The 14,122-nt window shown below is 41.0% G+C and carries 12 protein-coding genes and 1 pseudogene; 4 read left to right on the top strand and 9 right to left on the bottom strand.

The features are described 5' to 3' along the window. Window positions 1-391: 391 nt before the first annotated feature. The 8 genes from K8B83_RS07430 to K8B83_RS07395 form a co-directional block, all read right to left on the bottom strand. Entirely contained in the window at window positions 392-2,464 is a 2,073-nt protein-coding gene (locus tag K8B83_RS07430) for a TonB-dependent receptor (protein ID WP_188740232.1), read from the bottom strand. A 173-nt stretch (window positions 2,465-2,637) separates the two neighbouring features. After that, window positions 2,638-3,147, bottom strand: a complete 510-nt coding sequence (gene luxS / locus K8B83_RS07425; RefSeq protein WP_188740231.1) for an S-ribosylhomocysteine lyase — start codon at window positions 3,145-3,147, stop codon at window positions 2,638-2,640. 98 nt (window positions 3,148-3,245) lie between these two features. Continuing rightward, window positions 3,246-4,346, bottom strand: coding sequence for a TRAP transporter substrate-binding protein (locus tag K8B83_RS07420; RefSeq protein WP_188740230.1), 1,101 nt, complete (start codon window positions 4,344-4,346; stop codon window positions 3,246-3,248). Between the two features lie 385 nt (window positions 4,347-4,731). Further along, window positions 4,732-5,031 (bottom strand): BolA family protein, encoded by a 300-nt coding sequence (locus tag K8B83_RS07415; protein WP_188740229.1) that lies wholly within the window; start codon window positions 5,029-5,031, stop codon window positions 4,732-4,734. A 131-nt stretch (window positions 5,032-5,162) separates the two neighbouring features. Then, the gene (locus K8B83_RS07410) at window positions 5,163-6,578 is read right to left on the bottom strand and encodes a DASH family cryptochrome (RefSeq protein WP_223419472.1); all 1,416 of its coding nucleotides are present in this window, start codon (window positions 6,576-6,578) and stop codon (window positions 5,163-5,165) included. A gap of 100 nt (window positions 6,579-6,678) precedes the next feature. Beyond that, window positions 6,679-7,326, bottom strand: a complete 648-nt coding sequence (locus K8B83_RS07405) for an alpha-ketoglutarate-dependent dioxygenase AlkB family protein (protein WP_188740227.1) — start codon at window positions 7,324-7,326, stop codon at window positions 6,679-6,681. A gap of 16 nt (window positions 7,327-7,342) precedes the next feature. Further along, window positions 7,343-8,311, bottom strand: coding sequence for a magnesium transporter CorA family protein (locus K8B83_RS07400; protein WP_223419471.1), 969 nt, complete (start codon window positions 8,309-8,311; stop codon window positions 7,343-7,345). 36 nt (window positions 8,312-8,347) lie between these two features. Then, a complete protein-coding gene (locus tag K8B83_RS07395) occupies window positions 8,348-8,674 on the bottom strand; it encodes a winged helix-turn-helix domain-containing protein (protein WP_373284937.1) in 327 nt (108 codons plus the stop codon). Between the two features lie 193 nt (window positions 8,675-8,867). On the opposite strand from K8B83_RS07395, the gene K8B83_RS07390 reads away from it, so the two are divergent. The 3 genes and pseudogenes from K8B83_RS07390 (at window position 8,868) to K8B83_RS07380 (ending at window position 11,931) form a co-directional block, all read left to right on the top strand. Beyond that, window positions 8,868-9,557, top strand: a complete 690-nt coding sequence (locus tag K8B83_RS07390; protein ID WP_223419469.1) for a PH domain-containing protein — start codon at window positions 8,868-8,870, stop codon at window positions 9,555-9,557. Further along, window positions 9,550-11,178 (top strand): PH domain-containing protein, encoded by a 1,629-nt coding sequence (locus K8B83_RS07385; RefSeq protein WP_223419468.1) that lies wholly within the window; start codon window positions 9,550-9,552, stop codon window positions 11,176-11,178. The genes K8B83_RS07390 and K8B83_RS07385 overlap by 8 nt, the downstream gene beginning before the upstream one ends. Window positions 11,179-11,406: 228 nt before the next feature. Then, a pseudogene (locus tag K8B83_RS07380) lies at window positions 11,407-11,931 on the top strand (DUF924 family protein). Between the two features lie 18 nt (window positions 11,932-11,949). Here K8B83_RS07380 and K8B83_RS07375 read toward each other — a convergent pair. Beyond that, window positions 11,950-12,381 (bottom strand): universal stress protein, encoded by a 432-nt coding sequence (locus K8B83_RS07375; RefSeq protein WP_188740223.1) that lies wholly within the window; start codon window positions 12,379-12,381, stop codon window positions 11,950-11,952. A 316-nt stretch (window positions 12,382-12,697) separates the two neighbouring features. Between K8B83_RS07375 and K8B83_RS07370 the strand changes: the two genes are divergently transcribed. Further along, the gene (locus K8B83_RS07370; RefSeq protein WP_223419466.1) at window positions 12,698-14,119 is read left to right on the top strand and encodes a coniferyl aldehyde dehydrogenase; all 1,422 of its coding nucleotides are present in this window, start codon (window positions 12,698-12,700) and stop codon (window positions 14,117-14,119) included. The last annotated feature ends 3 nt before the right edge of the window (window positions 14,120-14,122 follow it).

Here is a 14,122-nt window from a genome sequence, read left to right as displayed (position 1 = left end):
TGAAGGAAAGACAATGCGCCACGTTCCGCTGCAAAAACAAAGTATTAACAAATACTTGCCATTTGAGCTGGCGCAGATTTAATACGAAAATGCGATCGCAATCACGCTGGTCGCGCGCATTTTACCGTAAATATGAGACTATCGCCACGAAAATTATAGGTGTTTTCATACCTATACCTTAGTCGAACGATAGAATTTAACTCGAGCTCACTGTATAAAGTAAGTGTTTGAAACCATCACGACAAATCTTCAATTTGACATACTATAGCATTAATATTTATCGAAATAATTTTATCTATCTTGTCATCCAAAAAAACAGCAACTCACGTTTTAGTACGCTTGAGTTGCTGATATTGTTTTATTTATTGAATAAATTTCAGTGAGGCAAGACTTAGAAACGAGCTTGATATCCAATATAGGTTGTCATTTCTGATTGAGCCTGACGGCCAGCTACTGTTCTACTTGCCACTAAGGTTTCGTCAAATAAATTTTCTACACGCAAATACACTTCATGCTGCTGAGTAACCTGATAACTCGCAGCAAGATCGACTTTCCACTGACTATCAACAGCACCAAAGTCATTTAGATTACCTGCATATTCTAATTCTGACTGGTATAGCGCCTGTGCTATTACAGAGAGATCCCCCACAACAACACCAGAACTTAACGTTAATTGCTGTTTAGGTACCCAAGGTAACTGAGTATCACCATCAAAACACCCATTGTAACTTGAGCAATAACCAACATCAGACTCAGCTTGGGTGTATTGATATTTTGCTTTTAAAGGAATGGAGAAACTGTCAAACATCAAGCCATATTCAACAGAAAAATCAAGACCGTTTACCGTTACATCCTCAATGTTTTCTTGCAATGTAATTTGCTCAACACCACAAACCATACCAAACATACAACCTACATGTTGATTATCATAATCATGCATATAGGCGGTCATAGCCAACGCTAATGAGTCTTGCTTGTAAGCTACGGCTAATTGATATTGCAATGCTTCTTGCGCTTTTTGCTCAAGGTTTCCAGCTGATGCTGCAGTCCAAGCTTGTTTAGCCTGTGCTGCTGCAGACCAGCCCCCAGCGGTATAAGCCACTTCAACTGAAGGCATCCAACCATCGTCAGAGAAGTCTGCAGACACCAGATCATAATCATCACTGACACTACGAGAAACGCTTACATGCTCATACCCTAACCCTAAATTGACTGACAATTGGCCATAGTTGAGTTTGGTATCTACCGCGGACAAAAATGAAGAAGCATCATCTTTGTATACCGCAATAGCGGCATTATCACTGGCTGACGTTAACGATAAGTCTTGACCCCACATCCAATCTTGGTTGCCTAACTCCATTTCAGCTTTATCAGTATGATAACGAGCACTGTATGTCACTTGATGCTCACCATACATACTCACGCCTTTGGTTTGCACGCCAAATCCAGCAAAATCGTTATCTTTAGTTAATGCACCTAAGTTCATGCCGTCTGTTGTTGGGGTGATTTCAAACGCCGCAATCTCACTTAACAAAGCATTACTTATCGTTTGACCATCAACAAACATCATGTCCGCTGTTTTTTGTGAATAGGTTTGATAATAAAAATCGGTTGCGACTGTTGACGTTTTCGACAATAACAGTTTATGCGCTAACACATAGCGTTGGCGCTCACCGTCAGTAAAATCAATATTTGCAGCAGCATAGCGTTGATTTGGGACTAGCTCAAAATCAGTGTTGGTTAAACCGAGCGTACCTTGCTGTGTTTCTTGGCTAGAGTACTGATAACTGAATTCTGTGGTTTGTTTATTTCGCGCCCCTGGTAGGCTATCAGCATCAATCTTGAACATAATATCGGTTTGTTTGGTATCAGCATCTTTATCTAATGCATAACCCACTTCATCCGATGCCGATTGATAATCAAGGGCCAATAACATGCCGTATTCTTTAGTGGTACCGCTAACGACAACACCACCGCCATAGTCGGCGTCATCATTAACCTCAACATTAAACTTACCAGCATATTTTTTATCACTGATCGCAACAGACTGATATTCAAGTTTACCAAAAGCAGCTTCTGAGCCATCGACCACACTAGTCATGCCAGACAGGGTCGCACTTTGTTGTTGCTGTAAATTGGGTTGCAATACTAAATTTTGGCCAGAATATGGCGCAGGAGAAAAGAAAATACCATCTTGCATGATTGCAACACCGTCAGATACGCCACGATGCATTAACTCAAGGTTAGCTTGAGAAGCGCCAGGCAATACAGTTGCACCAGTTAGACCTATGGCAATATCACTTTGGCGATAATGAAATTGATGTTGACTTGATTGCGCTATATCAAGCTGATTATTTGCTTTATCAATTGATTCAGTAACGGTTTCAGCAACAGCTTGAGTTGAATGGCAAGCAAAAAAGACGGCTGCCGCAATGACTGACAAGCCAAATGGATGGTTAGACATGTTTATCTCCGTATATGTGTCTGGTCGTGCAAAATACAATATCTCTTATTATGCTCGATACAATAACGGTTTCAGTGACATAAAAACAGCATACTGATAACGTTTAATCCATAATTTGGCGATTTAATAACAAAAAAAGCGGCCTAAGCCGCTTTCTAATGCTAAATAAATGTTTATAGATTACCTAAAATTTCATCGCTTAGCTTTAAATCATCATTTAGGTTAACACTTACACCAGCAGCAATAATCATTCGGGCAATGTCTTGTGCTTCCGTTAGAGAATGCATTTCGTAAGTACCACATTGATATTCATTCAACTCAGGAATGTCTTTTTGATCAACCACATTAGTCACATCAACCATAGCAGCAAGCCATGCATCGGCAACGGCACTTTCAGACGGCTGACCGATCAAACTCATGTAAAAGCCTGTACGGCATCCCATTGGCGAAATATCGATAATTTCAACACCGTTACCATTTAAGTGATCACGCATAAAACCGGCAAATAAATGCTCGAGCGTATGAATACCGCGCTCGCTTAAAATGTCTTTATTCGGCGCGCAAAAACGCAAATCAAACACTGTGATTGCATCGCCACTTGGGGTGCTCATGTGTTTTGCAACCCGCACAGCAGGAGCATTCATGCGAGTATGATCTACGGTAAAACTGTCTAATAAAGGCATTGTTCTCTCCAGAATATAAAGTTAATTGGCGATGTTTCAGCTCAATATCTAAATAATATCACTATTGCGGCTACGCTACAGCTTGTGTGTGCATCATTTTATTCAACATGGTTTAAGGCAGCTTCTGTATAGTTAAAGTAACGTTTAACAGACGCTTCATTCGTTAGATATGCCTGTAATACTTTAGCAAATAATGGATCTTTAGCAGCCTCTTGCGCCAACACCTCATCTCGTGCATTTTTTAACGCAAAAATCACAGCGTCTGGAAACGGCTTAACCGTCACGCCATGTTCATTAATCAGAGTGTCCATTGCAGATATATGGCCTTGGGTGTAATCGTCAAGCATATCTTGATTCACCGCACGAGCAGCCACTTTAACAATCATTTGTAAATCATTTGGTAATGCTGCAAACGCTTGCTTATTGATTAAGAATTCCATGGTTGAACCCGGCTCGTGCCAACCGGGATAATAATAATATTTAGCCACCTGATTCAGCCCTAATGGTAAATCGTTATAAGGTCCAACCCATTCGGCGGCGTCTATCGCCCCGGTTTGTAATGCGCCATATAACTCTCGACCAGCCAAAGCATCAACTGGCACTGCACCCAACTTTTTGAGCACTTCACCGCCAATGCCTGGCAGGCGCATTTTTAGCCCTTTAAAGTCGTCCGGAGACACAATAAGCTTATTAAACCATCCGCCCATTTGCATGCCCGTATTACCTCCAGGTAAAGGTAAAATACCGAATGGTTGATAGACCTCCTCCCACAACTCTAAACCGCCGCCATAAAAAAGCCATGCGTTCATTTGTTGAGCGGTTAATCCAAAAGGAATTGAAGAGAAAAACTGCGAAGCCGGGGCTTTGCCTTTCCAGTAATAAGCAGCGCTGTGCCCCATTTCTACCGTGCCAGTGCTAACACCATCAAAAACAGATAATGCCGGCATCAACTCCCCTGCACCATAGACATCAATTGATAAACGCCCATTAGACATTTGCTCAACTAACTCAGCAAACCGCTCAGGAGCCATGCCCAAACCTGCAAGATTTTTGGGCCAAGAAGTTGCTAAACGCCACTTAATCACTTGATGTGGTATCACAGATGATTCAGTAACAGGCGTCGACATAGGTGGTTCTGGTTCACAACCTAATAAAAAAACTAACCCGATTACCCAACCGGCCTGTTTCAGCATACCCATGATAATATCCTTAGTTTTTAGAGCATAATGGTTGCTCTACATCATAAAAATCAACCTCATAGCGACAAGAACAATGCTTTTAGTAACCGAAAAATTAACGAATGCACAAGCGTTGACTGACGGTAAACGAGCGGTGAATACATCACTGCGTCAAATTTAATAAGAGCGATACTCGTTGCGCAAAGTATGAACGGTTTAATCTGCATATCGCATATTTTGCACCATGTTAAGGTTAATTTAACATATTCGTCACATCTGGCAACGATTGCACCAATAAAAAAACCTCACTAACTTGTGAGGCTTTATCGTTTAACGTACTGATTAAATTAATTTTGTTATCTCAAGCTGAACGTTGATATTAGTGAATCTCAGCGAGTGTTAACCCCTATCCTTTGCAGTTAGGTGTTCTTGGTACCGCATCTAATGACTGCCATTCAGCTTCAGTGTAAACATTAATTGATAAGGCATGTACACCGCTTGCTAGTTCATCTGCTAATGCTTGATTAACTAAACGATGGCGAGCCAATAAACGTTGCTCGTTAAACAGCTCGCTGACAATGACTACTTTAAAATGGGTTTCTGAGTTAGGCGGCACATGATGACGATTACTTTCATTAATCACCTCAAGGTGCACTGGTGCAAAGGCTTGACTCAATTTATCTGTAATGATTTGTTCGACAGACATAGTGATACTCTTGTTAATTCATATCAATGAAACCGAAGGGTACTGGTTTGCACAATAAAGGTCAAACAAGCAAACCAAAACTGATTAGCAGTGCACAAAATATGACGTGCCAAAAAATACCAATCGCTTTATTAACAAGGCCAATCGGCCATGTCGACACCATCAAGTTCGCTAACGAGCTGAATGCTATTTTGCTGCAAAGCCACACTGCCAAGCCAGGCTTTAATAAACTGACCTTGAGGATCAAATATCTGTTGCTGCTTGGCGAGGTTAAACCGTCTAGATCCTCGAGGATCTGCGCCCACACCAGCTAAATATTGCCAATTACCCCAATTAATTGCTACATCATAATCGATTAATTGTTGCTGAAAGTAAGCCGCCCCGTAACGCCAATCACATTGCAATTCATGAATTAAACAACTGGCCACTATTTGTCTTCCACGATTAGACATATAGCCTGTTTGATTTAACTGCGTCATTAATGCATTTACTAGCGGGTAAGGAGTGGTTGCCGTTTTCCATGATTGCAACCGCTTGGCATAAAAACTGGTTAAAGGCTTTTTGCCCGTTATCCCTGCAAACCAAAATAGTTTGTTGTTAAATTTATGTGCATACCAATGAAAATATTCGCGCCACAATAACTCATATTCAATCCATCGAGATGACTCATTAGCCCCATGTTGCGATTCAAATTCGTGTAATCCAGACAACACTTGTCGAGCAGATAAACAGCCATTAGCCAACCAAGGAGAAAACTTAGTTGAGTGCTCCCATCCAGCGAGTTCGTTTCGCACAATTTTGTAACTGTGGGCTAAGTTTGATGCAAAATAACTTTCTAATTGCAGTTTGCCTTGTAATTCGCCGCCGCTAAAGACATTACTAAGCATATGTGTTTGTGGTAACCAATCAGGATAAGTGACCCATTTTTGTATTAATTTATCTTGTGACTTTAGAGCAACCATAGGCGGCAACCAAGTGACTTCATCTTTCACTGCTTCAAAATGGCTGTTGTTCACTAGTTTTCGAAATTGGCTAAAGCTAGGTGGCAGTTCATCTAACTCAAAAGGAAGTTGCTGTGAGCTAAACAAGGTTTGGGTAGTAAATGTTGTAAATTCAGTATTTGAATCGCACTGTTGTTTAATCGCTTGCCATTTGGCGCGCTCATCTGCACCGCCATGGTCGCTTCGGTAAACTCGCGTAATATCATGAGTGTTAATTAAATATGGTAAACACTGCTGCGCCTGACCATACATTATATGCAGTTGCTGACCATATTGACTCAGTGCCTCGTCTAACGCTTGCAACGACTCAAGTAAGAATTTTAGCCTATGTTTCCCCAAATACTGTGCTTGGTATTGGGCCTTTGCAAACCATTGTGGCTCAATGCAGTACACAAGCATAAGCTGTTGAGCATTTTGGGAAATATCTGACAAAATGGCATTATCTGCTAAACGAAGATCATCGCCAAGCCAATAAAGCGCCTTAGCTTTTTTGGCTGAGGACGTCGTATTACAGTCAGTTAAAGGTTGAACGTTTGCGTTACTCATGTATGACAGCCCTTATCAGGTGTTTTATACCTCATTGATACGGTAATAAACGGCAATAAGGTTCAAAACAGGCTGATTTTTATCGTTAACTGGACTGAGATTAGCGGTAGTATTGAGGGGTAATATGCCTAAAGGTAAAGTTAATCCTAGGCTCGGTCACTTTAAGTCGCTTTGGTAACGCGTGTTGCCAATCTTGCTGCATACCTGGATGCATAATCAACAAGTCACCTGACGCCAAAGCAAAACTCACTTTAGTTTGTGTTTTTTTATGGCGCACAACAAAGTCTCTACAGGCGCCAAGCGTTACAGAAGCAATAGCAGACCCTGCTACAATTTCAGGTTCATCATCACTGTGCCAGCCCATACAGTCTCGCCCATTAGCATAACAATTTACGAGTACTGAATTGCTTTGTAGTTGATGGTCAGTAAGCAATTTTTGACGTAATCGGCTCAGTACCTTAGGCCATGGCAAGGCACTAATGTGCAATTTAGAATAATGATAATCACAACCTGGATCGCCAAACCAAGCTTGCGTACGCGGAATGAGGTGCTGTTTACCAAAGACCTCAATCGACACTCTTTCTAGTGGATAATGAGTGACTTCATTTAGTAACAACTGTTGCTGTTTACTGGACAAAAAACCTTTAATCCAGGTCACGGGGGGCGTTACTGCGTGATGCCTATGACCATTAACATCCAAGCTACTTTGTGGTGCGTCAAAGTCAAACCCTTGTTGCCAACCTGACAAGTTTGCCTCCTTAGTATTAAAACCAGCGTTTTAATTTAGCAATCCACAAACCAGATACGACAATTGATGCCATTATGATCAATATTGCATAATAACCATATTGCCATGTTAACTCTGGCATATGTTGAAAGTTCATCCCATAAATACCCGCGATGACCGTTAGGGGTAAAAATATCGCCGTCACTAAGGTTAAGGTCATCATCACCCGATTAGTTTTATGGGCACTTACCGAAATAAAACCATTAATTAAATTACTCACCAGACCTTGGTACAAACTGGCACGACTCGATAAACGCTCAAATTGATTATACAAATAGCTTAACTGTTGATAATCAAACTCAATATGTTTTTGCGCTTCATTGCCTAACATTTGTTGCAAGAGTTCTTCATGATAGGTAAACGAGCGCTTTGCCTTTTGCAACTTACTGCTGTAAGCCAGTAGTTCTGCAAGTAAGTCGTCGCTTGATGCATCAAAAATCTCATCTTCTATGTCATTTAAGCGTTCTTCTAATGCCAGCATTACCGCTAAAAAATCTGTCACAATTTGGCGCATGATCAAAAAACATATCGAGCTCATATTTTGTGATTCAATGCTACGTTTATCATTTAAGCGCTCAATAACACTATTAACACTCATAGAGGATGCCAAATGCTGAGTAATTAAAAACTGTTGATTGACGTGTATCAGTAAGTGACTTCGGTCGAGTAAAAGATACGATTCTCGCGCCTTTAACTCATGAGTTAATAGGTAAGTATGATCACTATAAAATTCAATTTGAGGAGGGTGCCGCTCTCTATGAGCGTCATCAAAATCTAGGTTATCAATACCAAACTGAGGGTTATCTTGAAAAAATGCTCGATTATTCGGTCCATTAATATCTATCCATATTAAATGGAGTTCAGGATCATATTGCGCCATCAAATCAGCGTCACCAGATGATAACAACAGCCCTTGAGTATCAAATAATAAAATGCGAATGGTCATAATAGACTCAGAATAAACAAGATTAACACTCAATGTCTAACACGCTACGCCCTGACACTCACCCTCTTCTATCACTGATTGTATCAGTTGAAAATGGCTGCTTACCCATGCGCTGCTAATAGGCCCCCAAGTTGAAATACGATAAAATCCCTCATTATGTCGCTGACCATGTTGAATAAAATCAACTTGAATACCAATATCAGAAAAAGCTGAAATAGCATCCTGCAAGGTTCGCCTTGGCATGCCTGTTAACTTTTGTAAGCTTAATAAATTATGTTGTTCTTCATCGAGCAAATGCGCTAAATACAGCTTTCTTAAGAAGGCTTTTTGCGACTTACTGGCCTCACTAAGCTCAGAAAACATCATGATAACGTCCTATAAATAGTAGCCCTTAACTTGAAATTACTGCATGTGTTGCCCTGCATGCAAGTAATATCAACAGCTAAGCAATAATCAAACTGCGGCTTGAGATAAACATTTACAACCTTGAGATCGCAAATTGCCCTAAAACCATGGCAGTATGATAAGGATACGGTAACAAAGGTATAACATAATAATGAACATGGACCCGACACAAAAAAGCCAGCCTTTAGTCGCACAAGCCTCAGATTCAACAGCTGAGTCTGCGGCAGAGTTAAATCATTATCAACATGGCCCAAAGTTAACCCAGGTACAATATACCCCTTTAGCCGAATTAACTTTGCAAGCCGTTGATGCTAACTACCCTAAATTACTGTTGATTATTAGCATCACCATCGCCGTGATAATCATGCTAACCCTAGGCATTGTCAGCCAAATTGCCCTCAACATCCCAATCAATGTAACCTTATCTATATTAACTGCTTATGCTTTGCTTGCATTGATTATCATTAAACTTATCCACCTAAAAGCTAAGCGGATAAGCTATGGGGTATTTGAGCATGAACTGGTATTGCGTGAAGGGCTGTTTTGGGTATCCACAACGGCATTACCTTATACCCGCTTACAACATGTTAATGTATCTCAAGGCCCACTAGAGCGAAAATATCACCTTGTCACATTAAAATGCTTTAGTGCTGGCAGTGGCGTAGCAGAAATTGACCTCCCCGGCCTCAATGCTGACCTAGCCGAGCATCTTCGCCAGCATTTATTGGTAAAGGCAGCCACGAGTCATATGCCACAAAAAAGTGCTGCAATGCCAGACTCGCAAGCTCAGCAAAACAACAACTCAGAGCATGTAGACGAGGTTCGCCCTCATCATGAATAATCAACACAATATGACACCCCAAAATGTAAATATTGCTGATAATAGCCATCATTTTGCGGAGCAACTCACCCACTGGCAGGCATTATCGCCATGGTCAATTATTACTTATATTTTCAGCACCCTTAAAGGCATTCTTAGCAATGGATTTGCAGTGATACCCTTAGTGTATACGGGCTGGAAACAAGGATTTGATGCCCAATGGTTCATCATGGCTGTAGGTGCATTAATCATCCTTGTGAGCATTGCTGCCACCATAGAATGGCGAAAATTTCGTTTTCGTTTAAATGGCGAACAACTCGAAGTAAAACGTGGGCTTTTTTTTACTAAAAAAGATGAAATTCCATTAAGCAAAATCCAAAACATTCGCTTTGAACAACCCTTTTATTTTAAACCCCTATCACTAGGCACGTTAATCATAGAGACGGCCGGCTCCAAAAACGATGAAGCGCAGCTTGCCGCACTAGATACCTTACAAGCACAAACACTTAAACGCTTATTACTCAATTTAAAACGAACCAGTCATACACTTAATGAGTCCATAGAAAGTGGCGAAAATAAAGATACCGAGTCCGTAACTCATACACAGTCATTAATAGAAGATGACTTAGCTGAAAATGACTCAAAACCCATCGTTCGTAAATCATTTCGCGATTTATTATTGTTTGGTTTTTATCATAATAATTTTATTTGGTTTGCCGTTATTGCAGGTCCCATCGCTGGCCAAATCGATATGGAAAAGATATTTGACTCACCATTAGCCAAACAATTTTGGCTATGGATTGAAACCCAAACCCATCAAAACATTGGCTTACAAAGCTTATTTTTTATTCTTGGCGCACTGTGTTTATATGGACTCTTTTCGCTTATTTCGATTATCGCCGCCGTATTAAAATATTATCCTTATAAACTCGACAGACACGACGACACCTTACAACGCAGTGGCGGCATAATTTCACATCAACAAGATGCATTAGCCATCAAGCGGGTACAACTTATTCATGCCCAGCAACCTGCTTTAGCGCGCCTATTTAAACGTTGGACCTTATATTTTAAACAGGTCAAAGGCCAAGAGGTTGAGCAAAAAACCAAGCAACATATGCTTATACCCAGTGTACAACCCAGCGAAGTTGAAGCCATATTAACAGCCATGCCAAAGCTCAGTGGCGGCGCCAGCGCTTTACCAAATAAGTACACACAAATCCACATCAATTGGTTTACAAGAAGAGCACTAATACCACTGGCAATCGCAATTTTGATATCAATAATTGGCGGGCTCAATGGGCGCAACTTACACTTTTTTGAAACCACCTGGCTCATCACATCAGTGATTATCGGTTTAATGTATTTACGCTATAAGCATTGGGGATATGTACTGCAAGATAAGGTGATTTGGCAGCACACAGGTTTATTAGGCCGGCAATGGAAACGCATTGCTTTTGACAAAGTACAGCATGTTAAAATTACCCAAACTCAAGGGCAAAAACGGGCAAGGCTCGCTTATGTTGAAGTCGGTCTTGCCAGCGGAAGTGTGGTGTTTCCTTACATTCCAGCGCATATTGCAGATCAAATCGTATCACGCTCACTGCATTCGGTGAGTCGTAACTCGCAAAACTGGATTTAAGTAACCTCAACTCTGGATAAGAGATGTATTGATAACGATATAAATCAATAGATTGACTAAAATCCACTGTCAAGCTTGTGATTTGTTTTGCTAACAAGGCGAATTAACGCGTCAATAGCTAGCCTATTGCAAGTTAATTCAACGCAGTGAGGAAGGCAAAGGACTGCTTGAAAGGCGTTTGTTATCCAGAGCTGAGGTTAAGTAAGCACGATAAACTAAAGGACAACCATGGATATCAGCTCTAACGACATCATTGATTTGTGGTTTAAACAAATAAGCCTCAAACAATGGTGGCTAAAAGACGGTGAGTTTGATGCTTTAAATTCAAAGCTTTACACGATGCAGCAGTAAAAGGGGAGTTATACTCGTGGCGCAAAACGCCTTTAGGTCGTTTAGCTGAAATAATCGTATTAGATCAATTTTCCCGCAACATTTACCGAAACACCCAGTGTGCATTTATTGCAGATGCAACCGTGCTATCTCAAGAAGCGGTTACCCTTGTATGCTTAACACAACTCCCGCCACAACAAGCGCTATTTTTAATCATGCCGTATATGCACAGTGAATCAACATTAATTCATCAACAAGCATTACCACTTTTTGCTCAATACGACCCAAACAATCTAGCGATTGAACAAGATCATCAAGCGATTATTACTCAATTAAAGCTACCCTCACCGTAATGCAATTTTAGGACGCACCTCAACCCCAGCTGAAATCGCCTTTCTAAATGAGCCAGGTTCAAGTTTCTAGAGCCTGTTGTGGTGACTTTTACTTAACCACTAACACTGGGCATTTGGCTTTGTTTGCGACTTCTTCAGCCACATTATCATGTAAAAAGTGAGCAAGCCCAGTTCGACCATGGCTTGCAATCACCACCATACCAATCTCGTCGCTATTCGCTTCGGCTAAGATTTCTGTAATTGCATCACCACGACGGATAACCGTCTCGATTTTTAAATCGGTTTTTAACTGAGCCAGCAATTCATGCATTTGTTTCGCTGCAGCGTCTTCCATTGATTGGGCCAATTCTTCTGGCGTAATAGCAAGTATCATATAGTTTTCATCACCAAGAGGTTGATCGACTACATGTAAAATACGGATGCCAACATGATATAAATTGGCCATTTCAATGGCATATCGTAAAGCATGTGACGCCGTATCAGAAAAATCTGTAGGCCATAAAATATTTCGTGTACGCATTTTGTTATCCTCCTAACACGTGAACAACAAAAGAGTGAATTAACCACTTACTCCTTTACTGCTAATACAATCAATTTGACTCTATTAACATCCTTCACTCCTCTTATATTTAGTGTAGACATGAATACGTGACTTTTTAGTGATCACAATCAAATCCGTGTCTAAAACTTGCATTTGTTCAAAATACACCCTAAAGTCAGACCGACTAATCAGTCGGTTTATTGTGTTGTATGATTGCAAATCGCTACTTATTACACTTGTTTTAAGCTACATGGCGCAAACAACCGACTCAAACAACCCGCCGGAGAACAATATAATGAACATGGCAGTTGAACAAACCGTAAACTCACTCGCTCAATTACTTGACTTACAACGAAGTCGGTATCTGTCAAATCCGGCACCGAGTTATGAGTCTCGGGTAAAAAAATTAACTCAACTCAAACTCGCATTGCTTGATAACCAACAAGCAATCATCAATGCGCTTAATCAAGATTACGGTCACCGATCATCGAATGACACCGTTATCTCTGATATTTTGCCTTGCGTTAACAATATCAATTACACCATAAAACACCTTAAGTCATGGATGAAACCCAGCCGTCGCCATGCAGGTATGTTGCTCTCACCGTCTAAAGTGTCAGTGCAGTATCAACCATTGGGGGTGATTGGTATTATCGTGCCATGGAATTTTCCCATCATGTTATCTATGGGGCCGTTAGTAACCGCTATTGCCGCCGGTAATAGTGCCATGCTTAAAATGTCTGAATTTACTCCAGAAACAAATACCGTGCTAAGGAAATTATTGGCCAGTATTTTTGACACATCTGAAGTGGCCATCGTTGAAGGTGAAGCAGAGGTCGCCGCTGAGTTTTCATCTTTAGCGTTTGATCATATTTTGTTTACCGGCTCAACTGTTGTAGGTCGTCATGTTATGCGCGCAGCAGCCAATAACTTAACCCCTGTCACCTTAGAGTTAGGTGGTAAATCACCGGCAATTATCGCCCCAGACATGCCCATAGAAACAGCCGTTGAACGGCTCATTTTTGGAAAATGTTTAAATGCGGGTCAAATCTGTGTCGCACCTGACTATATACTCTGCCCAGCCGACAAAGTAAGTGAGTTTATTGAAACTTACCGCGCTAGGTTTAACAAAATGTACCCAGACTTTGTTAACAATCAAGATTACGGCAACGTCATTAATGACCGCCAGTTTCAACGCTTATTGAAAGTGCTTGACGATGCTAAAACCAAAGGTGCAAAAGTCGTGTCTGCAACAGATGCCCCTATTTCGTCAAATAATAGAAAACTAGCCACGCAACTGATCACCGACACAACAGACGACATGTTGCTATTGCAAGACGAAATTTTTGGGCCACTATTACCCATTATTGCCTATCAAGACATCTCTGAAGCCATTGGCTATGTTAATCAAAGAGACCGACCTCTAGCACTATATATCATGAGCTTTGATAACAAGACCCAACAACATATTTTACAGCAAACCCATTCTGGCGGTGTCTGCATTAATGACACTGTATTCCATGTGGCCGCAGACGATGCGCCATTTGGCGGTATTGGTCCCTCTGGCATGGGACATTACCATGGCAAAGAAGGCTTCTTAACTTTTAGTCACGCAAAAACAGTGTTAAACAGTGGTAAAATCAACACCGGCATATTTGTCCACCCACCTTATGGCGGAGTCATTCAGCGACTATTAATGAAGTTTTTCTTACGTTAACCT

This window comes from Shewanella inventionis (assembly GCF_019931735.1).
Taxonomy (GTDB): domain Bacteria; phylum Pseudomonadota; class Gammaproteobacteria; order Enterobacterales; family Shewanellaceae; genus Shewanella; species Shewanella inventionis.
This window is presented reverse-complemented; position numbering and strand designations above follow the sequence as displayed.